The following is a 17,172-nucleotide window of genomic DNA, read 5'->3' on the forward strand; positions in this document are numbered from 1 at the left end:
CAGGCATCACATCATTGCTGTGTGCCACGGGACGGTGAGGGCGCCAGAGGCCGCTCGACCTCCCGGCCGACGCTGAGCGCCTTTCGCACGTTCGGCTCCAGCCGCTCGATATAGGCGTGGTCGGGTGCAGCGCCCAGCGCATCCAGCATTTTCGAGAAGAAACACCGGGCCGCTGCCGCTGCCGTGACGTCGAAGATCTCGGCATCGCTCAGGCCGTGTTTCTTCAGCCCGTCTATATCCTGCTGCGTGACCGATGTCGCATCGCGCGCCACCTTGGCGCCAAAAGCCATGATCGCGCGTTCGCCGGCATCGATCGGCGCCTTCTCCGTCTCGTTGACAACAGCCGTCAAACTATCGCCGGTGAAACCCTCGCGCAACAGCACCGAGCCGTGCGCCAGCATGCAATATGAGGATTTCAGCTCCTTGGCCGCGGCCAGCGTCACCAGTTCGTAGCGCCGCAGGCTCATATGGCCGCGAATGCTCGAAAGCAGCGCCGCCCAGCTCTCCATCACCTCAGGCCGATGGCCGAAGGCTCGATACATGTTCGGCAGATAACCATAATTCGCCTCGGCCGACGCATACATCGACGTCGTCTTCTCGCTGGCGGATGCATTGGGGGTGTGAATGAAAGCCATGGCATGATCCTCCTCTATTGTAAGAAGGATAGGGTAGATATGCAGGACAGCAATCCTGAAACATCAGGCGGCGTTATTGGCCGCGGAAGCGTCGCCGTTTCTCTTGATTGGAAGCGTTACGGTGAATGTCGATCCGCATCCTCTTGCGCTTCGAACCTCTATCGAGCCGTTGTGCATTTCGATGATCTGCTTCACCAGATTGAGGCCGATACCGGTTCCGGCAATCCCGGTCGAAGTCCGGGCCCGAAAATAGCGCTGGAAGAGCCGCGGCACGTCTTCGGCATCGATCCCCACTCCATCATCGCTGATCGAAACTTTGACGTTTCCCGTCTCTGCCCATGCCGTGACGCGAATTTCGGAGGTTCCGGGCGCGTATTTGACAGCATTGGAAAGCAGGTTGGTAAAGACCTGTGCCAACGTCCGAGGATCGGCATCGATGAACTCCGGCAGCCCATCGATATCCAACACAAACCTATGCGACTTTGCAATCGTCGACTGCCGCTCGCAACAGGTGTTTATCAATGATTTCAATGCGCAGGCGTCGTAATTGATATCGATCTTGCCGGTATCGAGGCGTCCGGCTGACAGGATGCTCTCCATGAGATCGACAATTCGGGTCACTGATGCGCGGATTTGATCGACCTTGTCGCTGAGAAATTCGGGCTCGACCGCCCCTCTTTTTCGCAGCAGCCGCTGGGCAGCAGCGTCGATGATTGCAAGCGGCGTCCTGAATTCATGGGATGCCATCGCCACGAACTGCCGCTGCAGTTCGTTGATGTTTCGCTCCTGCGCCAGCATTCGCTTGAGTTCGCGCGCCTGCCGCTCGACTTCCGCCGTGCGGCTCTTCACCGTCGCTTCGAGCTGATCGTGATGCCGGCGCAGCTCTTCCGCCAGCCGGACGGTCTTGGTGACGTCCTCATGGGGGGCCACGTATCCACCGTTTTGCATCGGATTGTGGGTGATCTTGATAATGCGCCCATCGGCCAGGACGATGTTCTGGCTGGCCGGCGCACCGCGGGTTGTCGCTTCGAAGACTACATCAAAATAGGTCGTGGTATCGGCCGGGCCATTTCCCTCGCGGCTGCGATAGGCCAGGATATCCACAAGTGGCGTTCCCGGTTGCGTCAGAAGGTCCGGCAGATTGTACATCCGTGCATAGGAGGCGTTGCACAGGATGAGATTCTTTGTCGAATCGAACATGCACAGCCCATGCGGCATATTGCTGAAGGCTGCGTCGAACCGGCGATGTTGCTCGGTCAGGCTGTCTTCGACGCGAATGAGAGTCGAGATGTCTTCATAGCTGAGGATCCAGCCTCCATCCCTCGACGGGGCACAGGTCAGTGAGACCATCCCTCCGTCGGAAAGGGCAAACTGAGACGTGGGCGGTCCACCGACCATCGACCGGCGGGATGCCACTGCACGGCAGTCTGCAGTGCCCGGCAATCCGTCGATATTCATGCCTTCGCGGATAGCTCCTTGCGGAAGGCCGAGAATGTCTAACGTGCGTGAATTGAAAGCCGTCACTGTACCGGCAGGATCAAGCAGAACTATGCCCTGAGGCAGGCTCTCCAGAATGGATTCAAACGAGTGTGACATCATCCGGCCCTGCTTCAGATCTGGCGCGTTGCACGTATCCGTAGCATTCGTCACAAACGATAAAGTTTCGCTAATGGCTATCGTCGGGAATTCCTCGACGGAATCCTGGAGACCCTCCTATCGTTTTGCGATAGGCGAACCAGCGTTCCGGGATGTTCGAGCTCGCATCGAGAGGCGTGGGATGACCCCTCCCGACATGTCAACGAATTCGTGTAAAAGCCGATGTGTTTCGAGAGGGGATCGCGCGCTTGGTTTTAGCCGAGTTTGGCCAGTCGCTTGTCCAGAAGGTCAAGGCTGTCCTCTCCGACCTCGTTGACGTCACTCGGCATGGGCTCGCCGGTCTCCTGGTAAACAAGCCAGGCGACATACATGGTTGCCGTCGTCAGGGCGTTCCAGCCGTCTTCGCTGGGTTTTCCGGCTGCCTCGGAGAGCCGACGGAGCGTCCCGCGCTCATCGTCACTGTAGATAAGATCCGAGAAGTATCGGCCCATCAGGTGTGCGCCATCACCCCAAGTGCGGATTGCCCCCAAGGCGGCTTCGGCTTCGGGCGCGTGGGGTTCGGTGCGCTCGATTTGTGCGACCAAGGACGCGGCGACGGCTGCCAAGCGCCGTGCTTGTTCGCGTGGTGGCAGAACGGTCAACTCGGCGCGCAGTTTCATGTCGCCATGTCCTCCACTGGGTTTGTCGCAAAGTTTATCAACACAGAATAGAAGCCCCCCTGCTTTTCTCAGAAGGTCTTGTCGCTTTGACGGAAATAACGGACGAGCCCGAATTTTCCACATTTTGCAGCCAACGCATCTGTCGGTCGTGCGCCACCTACGATTTTCCAGTCAAAAAACATCGACATAGGCTTCTCAGCCAAGGTCAATATTTAGATCGTTCCAATTTCTACGATGGGATTCCGGCGGTAGGAGAAGGCCAAAATTTGCCAAGGAATAGCTAGTTAATAACAATCCGTACAAATTTCTCTTGACAGAATTGGAACGTTCCAAATATCTAATGATCAGTCGACGTTGGCGTCGGGAGGGGAAATGACAAAGGCGCGGGTAACCGTCATCGACATTGCGAAAGCCGCAGGCGTCTCGAAATCGACGGTTTCGCTGGTGCTTCAGGGTTCCTCCCTGGTCAATGAGGGGACGCGTTCCAAGGTCAATGCGGTGATGCGCGAGCTGGGCTATGTCTACAATCGCGGCGCCGCCAATCTTCGGCAGGCCAGTGCCAAGTCGAGGATCATCGGGGTCGTCGTCAACGACCTGACGAACAGCTTCTTCGCGGAGCTGGCAGTCGGCGTCGATATGGTCGTTCAGTCGGCCGGATTCGTGCAGTTCCTGTCGAACACCAGCGAGAGCATCGATAGGCAGCGCGAGGTTGTCGCGTCGATGCGGGAACATGGCATTTCGGGGCTCATCGTGTCGCCGGCGCGCGCCACCGATGCCGCAGACTTCAAGCCGCTTGTCGCAGCAGGGATTCCGGTGGTGGTCGTCGTGCGAAACCTGCCTGGCGCCAAGGTCTCGTCCGTCGTCTCCGACAACCAGGCGGGCATGATGTCCGCGGTCAAGCACCTGGCGGAGCTCGGTCACCAGCGCATCGCTTTTCTCGGCGGCTTCCTAGATACCGCCGTCTTCGACGACCGCCTTGCCGGTTACCGAAGCGGCATGGAGGCAGCCGGGCTCGGCTATCACCAAGAGCTTGTCATCTCGTCCGCGCCTTCGCGAGCCGGCGGGGTAGAGGCGATCGGAAAAGCACTCGTTCTTGCCGACAAACCCACGGCAGCCGTCTGCTTCAACGATGCCGTCGCCTTCGGTGTTTGCGACGGATTGCGCGCGCGCCATCTGGAACCCGGCTCCGACTTCGCGGTCGTGGGTTTCGACGACGTCATAGAGGCTCAGGCGGCGGTTCCCGCGCTCACGACGGTCTCGGTCGATCCGCAGGGCATCGGGCGCCGAGGTGCGCAGCTGCTTCTGAAGCAGATCAACGCGGGAAAGGCCGAGGCGGAGGCGGTGACGACGGCGGTTCGGCTGGTTGTTCGCGAGAGCTGCGGAGCCCGCAGGAGCGTAAAAATTGAAACAGGACTCTGAGTAGCGCTGATGAAGAAGCATCTCACCCCCACCGAAGCGGCCGCGCTGATCCCGGATGGCGCTGTTGTAACGGTGTCTTCCTCGAGCGGTCTCGGCTGCCCGGACCTCATGCTGAAGGCGATTGGCGAACGTTTCGATGCGACCGGCCATCCCCGTGATATTACGACCCTTCATCCTATCGCTGCCGGCGACATGAGCGGCATCAAGGGCGTCGACCATATCGCCAAGAAGGGTCTGCTCAAGCGCATCATCGGTGGTTCCTATCCGTCCGGTCCGTCATCGTCAGAGCCGCCGCTGATCTGGAAAATGATCACCAACAACGAAATCCCGGCCTACAACATTCCGTCCGGCATCATGTTCGACATCCATCGCGAAGCCGCCGCGAAGCGGCCGGGTGTCCTGACCAAGATCGGCATCGACACATTCGTCGATCCAGAGCGGCAGGGTTGCGCGATGAACGGGCTGGCTTCGGAGCATCCGGTGGTCAAGCGCGTGCGTTTCGAGGGCGACGACTGGCTGTTCTTTCCCTCGATCGTCCCTGAGGTCGCCATCATCCGCGCCACCACCGCCGACGTGCGCGGCAACCTGACATACGAACATGAAGGCGCCTATCTCGGCGGCCTCGATCAGGCGCTGGCCGCACGCAACAACGGCGGCATCGTCATCGCACAGGTCAAACGGATCACCAAGGAAGGCTCGCTGAAGCCCCATGACGTCCGGGTGCCTGGAATGCTGGTCGATTATGTGGTCGTCGACCCGGAACAGAAGCAGACGACGCAAACGGGGTACGATCCGGCAATTTCCGGGGAGATCTTCCGTCCGCTCGATAGCTTCAGCGTTCCGGAATTCAATGTCCAAAAAGTCATCGCGCGTCGCGTCGCGCAGGAACTGCAAGCGGGAAGCTGCGTCAATCTCGGCTTCGGCATATCCGCCAACGTGCCGCGCATCCTGCTGGAGGAAGGGCTTCACGGGGCGGTCACCTGGGTCATCGAGCAGGGCGCGGTCGGTGGCGTGCCGCTACTCGACTTCGCCTTTGGCTGCGCCTCCAACGCCGACGCCTATATGCCGTCTCCCTATCAGTTCACCTATTTCCAGGGTGCAGGTTTCGATGCATCGCTGCTGTCCTTCCTCGAGATCGGCAAAGACGGTTCGGTCAACGTCTCCAAGCTCTCCTTCCGGCCGCATGTGACGGCCGGCGCCGGAGGTTTCGTCGACATCACGGCGCGGGCAAAGAAGATCGTCTTCTCCGGCATGTTCAACGCCGGAGCAATGCTTTCGATCGCCGATGGAGCTCTTCTGATTGAGAAGGAAGGCAAGCTGAAGAAGCTCGTGAATGAGGTCGAACATGTCACCTTCAGCGGCAGGCGCGCGATCGAGCAGGGGCAGGAGATCACCTATGTCACCGAGCGGTGCGTGATGAAGCTGACGCCTGGTGGTATCGTCCTCACCGAGATTGCGCCCGGCGTCGATCTCCAGTTCCACATCCTGGATCAGTCGGAGTTTCCGCTGATCGTGGCGCCCGACCTGAAGGTCATGGACGCGGCGCTCTTTGCGGAGGCAAACATCGGCCTGTCGCTTCCAGAAAAAAAGACACGGACGCTGGAGGGCAGCTTCCATGGCTAGCGGAACGGTCAGAATTGACGTCGATGGACATGTTGCGACGCTGACGATTTCTCGTCCGGAGAAGCTGAACGCGCTCGACCTGGACATGCTGAAAGCGCTGGCAGATGCAGCCGACGAGGTGGAGGCGAACGCCAATGTGCGCGCTGCCATTCTCACCGGCGAAGGAAAGGGCTTTTCCGCCGGCGGCGATATCAAGGCCTGGGGCGGAATGTTGCCTCAGGAGTTCGGTCATCTCTGGGTTCGCCACGGCCACCGTATCTTCGAAAGACTGGCGACGCTCCGGATGCCGCTGATCGCGGCTCTGAATGGCCATGCCCTCGGGGGAGGGCTTGAACTTGCAGGGGTCGCTGACATTCGCCTCGCAGAGGAACAGATTAAGATCGGTCTGCCGGAAACCGGCCTTGGAATGGTGCCGGGCTGGTCCGGAACCCAGCGTCTTGTCCGCCGGTTCGGGGCGCAGACCGTCCGGCGAATGGCCTTGGGCGGCGAGATATTCACCGCCGAGGAGGCACGCCTTCTCGGGATCGTCGACGCGGTTGTTCCCACAGGGAACGCGCTCGCCGCCGCCAGGGAATATGCTGGGCGGATTGCTGCAAGGGGGCCGGCTGCCATTGAGATCGCGAAGTTGATGATCGCATCGGCAAACGGCGAAGACAATGGAACCGCGGTCGAAGCCCTGGGCTCGATCCTCGCCGCCAAGACCGGCGATCTGAAGGAGGGCGTCGCATCATTCAGCGAGAAGCGCCCGGCAACGTTCAAGGGAGAATGGTAATGACGGTTCTCGTCAACCCCACCGCGCTCAGCGACCACAAAGCGCGTGATTTCAAGATGCTCATCGATGGTAAATGGGAGGCTGGTTCCTCCGATCCGATCGAGCGTGTCGCTCCAAGCCATGGTGTCGTGGTCAGCCGGTTTCCGACCGGCAGCAAGAGGGACGCCGAGCGTGCGATCGCTTCGGCACGCAAGGCGTTCGACCTCGGGCCGTGGCCCCGAATGACCGCTTCCGAACGTTCCGCCATCCTGCTCAAGGCTGCCGATTTGATCGCGGCACGTGCAGAGGAGCTGGCATATCTCGATGCGATCGAGGCGGGAAAGCCGATCACACAGGTGCGGGGAGAAATTGCAGGCTCCGTTGACATATGGCGCTACGCGGCGGCGCTTGCCCGTGACCTCCACGGAGAGAGCTACAACACGCTGGGCGACGGCACGCTTGGCGTCGTGCTGCGCGAAGCGATCGGCGTGGTGTCGATCATCACGCCTTGGAATTTTCCGTTCCTGATCGTCGGCCAGAAGCTGCCATTCGCCTTGGCGGCCGGTTGCACGACCGTCGTCAAGCCTTCGGAGCTGACCTCAGGATCGACGCTGGTGCTGGGAGAGATCCTGCAGGAGGCAGGCATTCCGGATGGCGTCGTCAACATTGTCACCGGTACGGGACCAGAGGTCGGCGCGATCACGACGTCGCATCCCGACGTCGACATGGTGTCCTTCACCGGCTCGACCGGCGTCGGCAAGCTGACGATGTCGAATGCCGCACAGACGCTGAAGAAGGTCTCGTTGGAACTGGGCGGGAAGAACCCGCAGATCGTGTTGCCGGATGCCGATCTCGATGCCTTCATCGATGCCGCGGTCTTCGGCGCATATTTCAATGCCGGCGAGTGCTGCAATGCCGGCTCACGGTTGATCCTTCACAAATCAATCGCTTCCGATGTCGTCAAGCGGATTGCCGAATTGTCGAAGGCAGTCAAGGTCGGCGACCCGCTCGATCCTTCGACGCAGGTCGGCGCGATCATCACGCCTGAGCATCTGGAGAAAATATCAGGATACGTTGCCGGCGCGAGGAGCAGCGGTGCCCGGGTCGCGCATGGCGGCGAGACGCTGGATCTCGGCATGGGGCAGTTCATGTCGCCGACGATCCTCGAAGCGGTCACCCCCGATATGGCCGTGGCGCGCGAGGAAGTCTTTGGGCCGGTGCTTTCGGTCCTGACATTCGAGACGTCAGCCGAAGCCATCAGGATTGCGAATTCCATCGACTACGGCCTGTCGGCCGGTGTCTGGAGCCGCGATTTCGACACGTGCCTGACGATCGGCCGGTCGGTGCGGGCGGGAACAGTCTGGATGAACACCTTCATGGACGGCGCCTCGGAACTTCCCTTCGGCGGTTACAAGCAAAGCGGCCTCGGCCGCGAGCTCGGCCGCCATGCGGTTGAGGATTACACCGAGACCAAGACACTCAACATGCATATCGGCAAGCGCACCAGCTGGTGGATGCCGCAGACGGAAAGCCGGCTTAGCCGGTAATCAAACTACGCCTGAGGAGGGCGGGGTGATCGGTGCGGGAATAGGTCCCGCATCTTCCAAGATGGAACTGGGAGGTTCTTCGATGAATAGGTTTCTGACTACGACTGCCGTAATCGCATTGGCTCTGGCCGGCGCTGGTGTGTCCGCCCACGCCGCCGACGTCAAGGAAGTGCAGATGCTGCACTGGTGGACGTCAGGCGGCGAGGCAGCGGCGCTGAACGTCTTGAAGCAGGATCTTTCGAAGGAAGGTTTTGCCTGGAAGGACGTGCCGGTTGCCGGCGGTGGCGGCGATGCGGCGATGACGGCGCTGAAGGCGATGGTGGCGGCGGGTACTTATCCGACGGCCTCGCAGATGCTCGGTTATACCGTGCTCGATTATGCCCAGGCCGGCGTCATGGGCGATCTGACGGAGACGGCGAAGAAGGAAGGCTGGGACAAGTCGGTTCCGGCAGCCCTGCAGAAGTTCTCGGTCTATGACGGCAAGTGGGTTGCCGCCCCGGTCAACGTCCACTCGGTCAACTGGCTGTGGATCAACAAGGCGGTGATGGACAAGATCGGCGGCACCCAGCCGAAGACCTTCGACGAGCTGATCGCGCTGCTCGACAAGGCCAAGGCCGCCGGCGTCATCCCGCTGGCGCTTGGCGGCCAGAATTGGCAGGAAGCGACGATGTTCGATTCCATCGTGCTGTCGACCGGCGGGCCGGAGTTCTACAAGAAGGCCTTCAACGACCTCGACGAGGAATCGCTGAAGTCCGACACGATGAAGAAGTCGTTCGATAACCTCGCCACGATCATCAAGTATGTCGACCCGAACTTCTCGGGCCGCGACTGGAACCTGGCGACCGCCATGGTCATCAAGGGCGATGCGCTGGTGCAGGTGATGGGCGACTGGGCCAAGGGCGAATTCGTCGCCGCCAAGAAGACGCCTGACACCGACTTCCTGTGCTACCGCTTCCCCGGCACCGACGGCAGCGTGGTCTACAACTCCGACATGTTCGGCATGTTCAACGTTCCCGATGACCGCAAGGCGGCCCAGGTGGCGCTGGCGAAGGCAACGCTGTCGAAGAGCTTCCAGTCGGCCTTCAACGTCGTCAAGGGTTCGGTGCCGGCTCGTACCGACGTTCCCGATACCGACTTCGACGCTTGCGGCAAGAAGGGCATCGCCGATCTGAAGGCAGCCAACGAGGGCGGCACGCTGTTCGGTTCGCTGGCGCAAGGCTACGGCGCCCCGCCGGCGATTGCCAATGCCTACAAGGATGTCGTCTCGAAGTTCGTCCACGGCCAGATCAAGACCTCCGACGAAGCCGTCAAGCAGCTCGTCCAGGCGATCGACGACGCCCGCTGAGACCACGTGTGATGACAAATGCTTCCCCGCATCTCGCGGGGAAGCTTCAGGCTCCGCGCCGATCATGCGGGATGATCATGCAGGGCGGATTGCCCGGACGATTATGCAGGGAGGAGATGATATTCCATGAGCACCGTTGCGACCACCGATCCGGTTCTGACGCCGCGGCAATCGACGGCGATCTCGTTGCGGGGCCGGCTGCAGGATGCGCTGCCGAAGATCGTCTTGGCGCCGAGCTTCGTCATCACCATCATCTTCGTCTACGGCTTCATCGTCTGGACGGCCTATCTCTCCTTCACCAATTCCAAGACCTTTCCCTCCTATGCGCTGACCGGGCCACGCGCCTATCAGCGGCTGTGGCGCTGGACCTTCGAGAGCGATCCGCCGTCCTCCTGGTATACCTCGATCACCAATATGGCGATCTTCGGTTTCCTCTATATCGGCATCTGCCTGGCGCTCGGTCTGTTCCTCGCCATCCTGCTCGACCAGAAGATCCGCGGCGAGAGCGTGTTGCGGCCGATCTTCCTCTACCCGATGGCGCTCTCCTTCATCGTCACCGGCGTTGCCTGGAAATGGTTCCTCGATCCCGGCCTCGGGCTGGAACAGACGCTGCACCATTTCGGCTGGACCAGCTTCCACTTCGACTGGATCAAGAACAAGGACTTCGTCATCTATACCGTCGTCATCGCCGGCGTCTGGCAGGCGTCGGGCTTCGTCATGGCGATGTTCCTGGCGGGCCTGCGCGGTATCGACGGCGAGATCATGAAGGCCGCCCAGATCGATGGCGCCTCGCCATTCCAGCTTTACCGGCGCATCGTCATTCCGCTGCTGCGGCCGATCTTTCTCTCGGCCTTCATCGTGCTCGCCCATATGGCGATCAAGTCCTACGACCTGGTGGTGGCGCTGACCTCGGGCGGTCCCGGCGGCTCGGCCTGGCTGCCGTCCAACTTCATGTATGAATACACCTTCAAGCGCAACGAGATGGCCGTCGGCTCGGCCAGCGCCATCATCATGCTGATGACCATCTCGGCGATCATCGTTCCCTATCTCTATTCCGAACTGAAGGAGAAGGCCCGATGAGCAGCGTGACCTCTTCAACCCAGACCTTGGCAGCAACCTCGACTGCAACGCTGCCACAGGCCCGCGACAACAGGAATGACAACACCCGCTGGATCGGCCGCACCGTCATCTATGGCCTGCTGCTGATCTTCGCCGTCCTCTATCTGATGCCGCTCTTCGTCATGCTGACGACCTCGTTCAAGACCATGGACGAGATCCAGAACGGCAACATGCTGGCGCTGCCGCAAGCGCCGACCTTCGATCCCTGGATCAAGGCCTGGGGCGAGACCTGCGTCGGGCTGACCTGCGCCGGCATCAAGGGCTACTTCTGGAACTCGATCAAGATGGTGGTGCCGGCGGTCGCAATCTCCACCACCATGGGGGCGCTGAACGGTTATGTGCTGACCAAATGGCGCTTTCCCGGCCACACGCTGGTGTTCGGGCTGATGCTGTTTGCCTGCTTCATTCCGTTCCAGTCGGTGCTGCTGCCGATGGCAACGATCCTCGGCTCGCTCGGCCGCTTCGGCGCCACACTGCAGAATTCCACGGGTTTGAGCTTCGGCTTCGGCAATCCGACGGTCAATCTGGTCTTCGTGCATGTCGTCTATGGCTTGGGCTTCACGACGCTGTTCTTCCGCAATTTCTACGAGGCCTTTCCGACCGAGCTGGTCAGGGCCGCCCAGGTCGATGGCGCCAGCTTCTTCCAGATCTTCCGCCGCATCATGCTGCCGAACTCGCTGCCGATCATCGTCGTCACGGTGATCTACCAGTTCACCAATATCTGGAACGACTTCCTGTTTGCCTCGGCCTATGCCGGCACCGGTGAATCCATGCCGATGACGGTGGCGCTGAACAATGTCGTCAACACCTCGACGGGCGTCGTCGAATACAATGTCAACATGGCGGCGGCGATGATCGCCGCCGTGCCGACGCTCATCGTCTATATCCTCGCCGGCCGCTACTTCGTGCGCGGTCTGATGGCGGGCGCTGTCAAAGGGTAATCCATGGCCTTCCTCGAAATCTCCGGTCTCAAAAAGCGTTTCGGCGCCGTCGACATTCTCAAGGGGATCGACCTCGAACTCGAAAAGGGCGGCTTTCTCGTGCTGGTCGGCCCGTCCGGCTGCGGCAAGTCGACCCTGCTCAACACCATTGCCGGGCTGGAGACGATCACCTCTGGCGATATCAGGATCGACGGGCGCGACATCAGCGGTCTGCATCCTTCCAAGCGCGACATTGCCATGGTGTTCCAGTCCTATGCGCTCTATCCGAACATGACGGTGGCGGGCAACATCGCCTTCGGCATGGAGATCCGCGGCGTGCCGAAGGAGGAGCGCGCCAAGGCGATCGCCCAGGTCTCCGACATGCTGCAGATCGGCCATCTGCTCGATCGCAAGCCGAGCCAGCTGTCCGGCGGCCAGCGCCAGCGTGTCGCCATGGGCCGGGCGCTGGTGCGCAATCCGCAGGTCTTCCTGTTCGACGAACCGCTCTCCAATCTCGACGCCAAGCTGCGCGTCGACATGCGCACCGAGATCAAGCGGCTGCATCAGCGCATGGGCACCACCTTCGTCTATGTCACCCATGACCAGATCGAGGCGATGACGCTGGCGACCAAGATCGCCGTGCTGAAGGATGGCGTGCTGCAGCAGTTCGGCACGCCGGCCGAGATCTATAACAGCCCCTCCAACATCTTCGTCGCCGACTTCATGGGATCGCCGGCGATGAACCTCTTGACCGCCACCGTCGAAAACGGCGCCGGCGGCCTCGAAGTCTCGCTGGAGCGGCCGAATGCCGCTCCGCTCAGGCTCCCGGTCATCTCAGGCAATCACGGCCTGACTGCCTATACCGGCAGACAGGTGATCTTCGGCATCCGCCCCGAGGCGCTGACCGATCCCGATGGCGCCGACCGCAAGGCGCGCTCGCTGACCGAGGGCGATTGCCTGATCGAGGTGGTCGAACCGGCCGGCTCCGACACCTTCGCCGTCACCAAGCTCGGCGGCAAATCCGTCGTCGCCCGCCTGCGCGCCGATACCGGCATCGCTCCAGGACAACAAACCCGCCTTGCCTTCAATCTCGATAAGGCCGTGTTCTTCGATCCAGCGAGCCAGGTCCGGATTGGGTGAGGGTCAGGCGCTAAGATGAGCAATTCACCGGACATCGTCATCATCGGTTCAGGCGTCGGCGGCGCCACGGTCGCGGCCGGCCTGGCCGCGACCGGCGCCCAGATATTGATCCTCGAAGCCGGCGATCATATCGCCGATCTCCCCGTCAATCGCGACCAGCGAGCCATCTTCCAGCGCGGACATTTCCGACCGAAAGAAATCTGGTACGAGGCGAACGGTAGGGCCTTCAACCCCGGCAATTATTACAATGTCGGCGGCAATTCGAAATTCTACGGCGCCGTCTTGTCGCGCTATCGCAAGGAAGATTTCGATGTCATCGAACATCGGGAAGGCGTGTCGCCGGCCTGGCCCTTTCCCTATGAAGAGCTGGAGCCATGGTATTCGAAGGCGGAGCTGATGTATCAAGTCCGCGGCAGTCTTGGCGAAGATCCGACCGAACCGTATCACTCGGTTGCCTACCAATTCCCGCCCGTGCCCGACGAGGCGCCGATCGCCGAAGTCAGGGCACGCCTCAAGGCGAAAGGCCTGTATCCTTTTTCGCTGCCGCTCGGCCTGGATCTAGACGCTTGGCTCTCCAAGGCGAGCACGCCCTGGGATGCTCATCCGAATTCACGGGACGGCAAGATGGATGCCGAGACCGCAGCGCTCGCGGTGGCGCTGAAGCACGAGAACGTGCGGCTCGAAACCAATGCGCGCGTGACGAGGCTCGACACGGGAGCGGCGAGCCGGATCGACCGGGTGACCTATGTCAAGAATGGGCAGACGGTGACTGTTTCACCTGAGATCGTGATCCTTTCTGCCGGGGCGGTCCAATCGTCCGTGCTTTTGCTGCGTTCGAAAAACGACCGCTTCCCAAGGGGCCTGGCGAATTCTTCCGACCAGGTGGGCCGCAACTTCATGAACCACAATGCTTCCGCCGTCATCGGGGTCTCGCCGCGATTCAGGAACACCTCCATCTACCAGAAGACCTTTGCCTTTAACGATTTCTATCTCTCCGACGGGGAGGGAGGGCCGCCCCTCGGCAACGTGCAGCTCCTGGGGCGCATCTCCGAAAAGGTTCTCAAGGGCTCTCTGCCGCGGGCTCCGGAGTGGCTTCTCCGTTTCATGACGGACCATGCCATCGACTTCTACGCGATGAGCGAGGACGTTCCCAATCCCGAAAGCCGGGTCATGGTCGATGACGATAGAATCGTTCTCAAATGGCAGCGAACCAACTGGGACGCTCATCTCGCACTTGTCGCCCGACTGAAGACTATCCTGCGATCGATTGGATTTCCGGTTGTGCTGTCGAGGCCGTTCGACAAACGCACGCCCTCTCATCAGTGCGGAACGATCCGCATCGGAAACGATCCCGCGACTGCGCCGTTGGACCCGTACTGCCGTTCCTACGATCACGAAAACCTCTTCGTCGTCGACGCCAGTTTCCTCGCTACATCGGCCGCGGTCAATCCTGCGCTCACCGTCGCCGCCCAGGCGCTGAGAGTGGCAGATCACATCGCGTCGAAGGATTTGCATGCATCAGGCGCGCGCTGGCGGACCGAACGGACAAAATAGGACAGAAAAATGGGTTTCGACTATATCATAACCGGCGCCGGGCCTGCAGGATGCGTGCTGGCAAATCGGCTGAGCGAAGATCCTGACGTCGGCGTGCTCCTGCTTGAGGCGGGCGGAGGCGACTGGAATCCGCTTTTTCACATGCCCGCGGGCTTCGCCAAGATGACCAAAGGCGTCGCCAGTTGGGGATGGGAAACCGTTCCCCAGAAACACATGAAAGGCCGGGTGCTTCGTTATACACAAGCGAAAGTCATCGGTGGCGGCTCGTCCATCAACGCGCAGCTCTACACGCGCGGAAACGCGGTGGATTATGACCTTTGGGCGCGTGAAGACGGTTGCGAGGGCTGGGACTACCGTTCGATCCTTCCCTATTTCAAACGCGCGGAGGACAATCAGCGCTTCGCTGACGACTATCACTCATATGGCGGTCCGCTTGGTGTCTCGATGCCTGCTGCACCGTTACCGATTTGCGACGCCTATATCCGTGCAGGGCAGGAGCTCGGCATTCCCTATAATCACGACTTCAACGGACGCCAGCAGGCGGGGGTCGGATTTTATCAGCTGACGCAGCGCAACCGCCGCCGGTCGTCGGCATCGCTCGCTTATCTCTCGCCGATCAAAGACCGGAAGAACCTGACGGTGCGGACCGGCGCGCGCGTCGCGCGTGTCATCGTGGAAGGAAGCCGTGCGACAGGCGTCGAGATCGTGACCTCGCACGGTTCCGAGATCGTTCGCGCCGACCGCGAAGTATTGGTTTCCTCCGGCGCCATCGGATCGCCGAAGCTGCTTTTGCAGTCCGGCATAGGACCGGCTGACCATCTCAAGTCGGTGGGCGTCAAGGTGCTCCACGATCTGCCGGGTGTCGGCGGCAACCTCCAGGATCATCTGGATCTTTTCGTCATTGCCGAATGCACCGGCGATCACACTTATGACGGCGTTGCAAAACTCCACCGCACGCTTTGGGCCGGGATACAATATGTCCTGTTCCGCACAGGACCGGTCGCCTCGTCGCTCTTCGAGACCGGCGGCTTCTGGTATGCCGATCCCGAGGCTCGTTCTCCTGATATCCAGTTCCACCTCGGCCTCGGATCGGGCATCGAAGCGGGTGTCGAGCGGCTCAAGAATGCCGGCGTGACCCTTAACTCCGCCTATCTGCATCCACGCTCGCGGGGGACAGTGCGTCTGTCATCCTCCGACTCGGCTGCCGCTCCATTGATCGATCCCAACTACTGGTCCGATCCCCATGACCGGACGATGTCCCTGGAAGGGCTGAAGATCGCGCGCGAGATCATGCAGCAGGCGGCACTGAAGCCTTATGTCATGGCCGAAAGGCTTCCCGGACCGAAGGTCATGACCGACGATCAGCTTTTCGACTACGGCTGCGCCAACGCAAAGACCGACCATCATCCGGTGGGCACCTGCAAGATGGGGATAGGGCCAAACGCGGTTGTCGGGCTTGATCTCAAGGTCCATGGCCTGGAAGGCCTTAGGGTCTGCGATTCATCCGTCATGCCGCGCGTGCCGTCATGCAATACCAACGCGCCGACGATCATGGTCGGCGAAAAAGGCTCGGACCTCGTTCGGGGCTTGCCGGCACTTGCCCCCACCATCTTCGCCTACGAACGCAACGATGCGAGGCCCAGGGCCCGCGCCGAAATCCGGTAAACCGTATCGAGAGGAGGGACGACAATGTCTGAAGTCAGAGTTGCAGTGCTTGGCGCCTCGGGCTGGATGGGAAAGGTCCACACGATGGCCTATCAGACCTTTCCGCATTTCTTTGGAGTGTCGGACGGAACGGCGCGGATCGTCGCTCTCGTCGAAGGCAATCCTAAGGTAGCCGAGGATCTTTCGCAGAGAGCGCCGGGCGCCAGGATTCTTCAGGACTGGAACCTCGCGGTCGCTGATCCTGGCGTCGATCTGATCGATATCTGCCTGCCCGACCATCTTCACTACCCCGTGGCCAAGGCGGCCTTGCTGGCCGGCAAACATGTCTACTGTGAGAAGCCATTGGCAAACACCGCCGCCGAAGCGCGGGAACTGGCCGAGATCGCCAGGGAAAAGGGTGTCATTACCCGCGTCGGACACGCCTTTCCGCGGAATCCCGTCCATGATCTGGCGAAAGACATCATTCAATCCGGCGAAATCGGCGAGATCAAGCTGTTCCGCGGCTGCCAGCACGTCGACATGTATGGCGATCCGAACGCGCCCTTCATGTGGCGAGCGGATGGAAAGCTCGCGCCGACCGGGATCGTCGGTGATACCGGCTCGCACATCTTCAGCTTCATGGATTTCCTGGTTGGCCGCGTCAGCTCCCTGATCGCCGACAATCTCATTGTTACGCCGCGCCGGCCTGTCGTCGAGGGCCTTGCCTATGGCGAGCAGGTGAAACTGTCAGGTAATGAGTCCTGGGCTGATATCACCAACCCCGATGCGACGAACCTGCTGTGCCGGTTCGAGAACGGTGCCGGCGGGATCGTCGATTTCAGCCGTGTCGCGACCGGCCGCAAGTTCATGCAGACCTACGAAATCTATGGAACGAAAGGCAGCATCGCCTATACCTATGACGAGATAAACCGGCTGCGCTTCTACTCCGACGACGACCGGACGGGGCGGCGCGGCTTTCGCGAGATCGACGTGGGTCCTGAGAACCCCACTTTCAGGGCTTTCCTTCCTCTGCCAAATTTCGGCCTGGGCTACAATGAAAGCAAGATCATCGAGGTAGCCGAGGTGATCCGCTCGATCGTTACCAACAGACCGATGTGGCCGACATTCGATACCGGCCACCATATCTGCCAGATCGTCGACGCGTGCATGGAGTCCTCCCGCCAGAAGCGCTGGGTCGACATCCCGCTGGATTGAACGCC

At 60.8% G+C, this 17,172-nt stretch carries 14 protein-coding genes; 11 read left to right on the forward strand and 3 right to left on the reverse strand.

All coding sequences use genetic code 11. The features are described from left to right. Positions 1–11: 11 nt before the first annotated feature. The 3 genes from N2A41_RS07910 to N2A41_RS07920 form a co-directional block, all read right to left on the reverse strand. Positions 12–635 (reverse strand): carboxymuconolactone decarboxylase family protein, encoded by a 624-nt coding sequence (locus tag N2A41_RS07910; protein WP_222384801.1) that lies wholly within the window; start codon positions 633–635, stop codon positions 12–14. 63 nt (positions 636–698) lie between these two features. Next, positions 699–2,234 (reverse strand): sensor histidine kinase, encoded by a 1,536-nt coding sequence (locus tag N2A41_RS07915; protein ID WP_260110659.1) that lies wholly within the window; start codon positions 2,232–2,234, stop codon positions 699–701. A 251-nt stretch (positions 2,235–2,485) separates the two neighbouring features. Further along, the gene (locus tag N2A41_RS07920; protein WP_222384803.1) at positions 2,486–2,890 is read right to left on the reverse strand and encodes an Imm6 family immunity protein; all 405 of its coding nucleotides are present in this window, start codon (positions 2,888–2,890) and stop codon (positions 2,486–2,488) included. 372 nt (positions 2,891–3,262) lie between these two features. Here N2A41_RS07920 and N2A41_RS07925 point away from each other — a divergent pair, with 372 nt between their 5' ends. The 11 genes from N2A41_RS07925 (at position 3,263) to N2A41_RS07975 (ending at position 17,167) form a co-directional block, all read left to right on the forward strand. Next, entirely contained in the window at positions 3,263–4,309 is a 1,047-nt protein-coding gene (locus tag N2A41_RS07925; RefSeq protein ID WP_260110660.1) for a LacI family DNA-binding transcriptional regulator, read from the forward strand. A 9-nt stretch (positions 4,310–4,318) separates the two neighbouring features. Continuing rightward, positions 4,319–5,932 carry an acyl CoA:acetate/3-ketoacid CoA transferase gene (locus N2A41_RS07930; protein WP_222384805.1) on the forward strand — a complete coding sequence of 538 codons (1,614 nt, stop codon included), beginning with the start codon at positions 4,319–4,321 and terminating at the stop codon, positions 5,930–5,932. After that, a complete protein-coding gene (locus tag N2A41_RS07935; RefSeq protein ID WP_222384806.1) occupies positions 5,925–6,704 on the forward strand; it encodes an enoyl-CoA hydratase/isomerase family protein in 780 nt (259 codons plus the stop codon). The genes N2A41_RS07930 and N2A41_RS07935 overlap by 8 nt, the downstream gene beginning before the upstream one ends. After that, positions 6,704–8,230 (forward strand): aldehyde dehydrogenase family protein, encoded by a 1,527-nt coding sequence (locus tag N2A41_RS07940; protein WP_260110661.1) that lies wholly within the window; start codon positions 6,704–6,706, stop codon positions 8,228–8,230. Before N2A41_RS07935 ends, N2A41_RS07940 begins: the two co-directional genes overlap by 1 nt. A gap of 82 nt (positions 8,231–8,312) precedes the next feature. Further along, positions 8,313–9,575, forward strand: a complete 1,263-nt coding sequence (locus tag N2A41_RS07945) for an ABC transporter substrate-binding protein (RefSeq protein WP_260110662.1) — start codon at positions 8,313–8,315, stop codon at positions 9,573–9,575. Between the two features lie 126 nt (positions 9,576–9,701). Beyond that, the gene (locus N2A41_RS07950; protein WP_130709086.1) at positions 9,702–10,655 is read left to right on the forward strand and encodes a carbohydrate ABC transporter permease; all 954 of its coding nucleotides are present in this window, start codon (positions 9,702–9,704) and stop codon (positions 10,653–10,655) included. Further along, positions 10,652–11,635: a carbohydrate ABC transporter permease gene (locus N2A41_RS07955; RefSeq protein WP_260110663.1), complete on the forward strand. Its 984-nt coding sequence runs from the start codon at positions 10,652–10,654 to the stop codon at positions 11,633–11,635. Before N2A41_RS07950 ends, N2A41_RS07955 begins: the two co-directional genes overlap by 4 nt. Positions 11,636–11,638: 3 nt before the next feature. Next, positions 11,639–12,754, forward strand: a complete 1,116-nt coding sequence (locus N2A41_RS07960) for an ABC transporter ATP-binding protein (protein ID WP_260110664.1) — start codon at positions 11,639–11,641, stop codon at positions 12,752–12,754. A 15-nt stretch (positions 12,755–12,769) separates the two neighbouring features. Further along, positions 12,770–14,308, forward strand: a complete 1,539-nt coding sequence (locus N2A41_RS07965; protein WP_222383744.1) for a GMC oxidoreductase — start codon at positions 12,770–12,772, stop codon at positions 14,306–14,308. Positions 14,309–14,317: 9 nt separating this feature from the next. Next, positions 14,318–15,973: a GMC family oxidoreductase gene (locus tag N2A41_RS07970; protein ID WP_222383745.1), complete on the forward strand. Its 1,656-nt coding sequence runs from the start codon at positions 14,318–14,320 to the stop codon at positions 15,971–15,973. A gap of 24 nt (positions 15,974–15,997) precedes the next feature. After that, positions 15,998–17,167: a Gfo/Idh/MocA family protein gene (locus N2A41_RS07975; RefSeq protein ID WP_222383746.1), complete on the forward strand. Its 1,170-nt coding sequence runs from the start codon at positions 15,998–16,000 to the stop codon at positions 17,165–17,167. Positions 17,168–17,172: the final 5 nt, after the last annotated feature.

Source organism: Rhizobium sp. SRDI969, from assembly GCF_025152725.1.
In the GTDB taxonomy this organism is placed as follows: Bacteria; Pseudomonadota; Alphaproteobacteria; order Rhizobiales; family Rhizobiaceae; genus Rhizobium; species Rhizobium leguminosarum_I.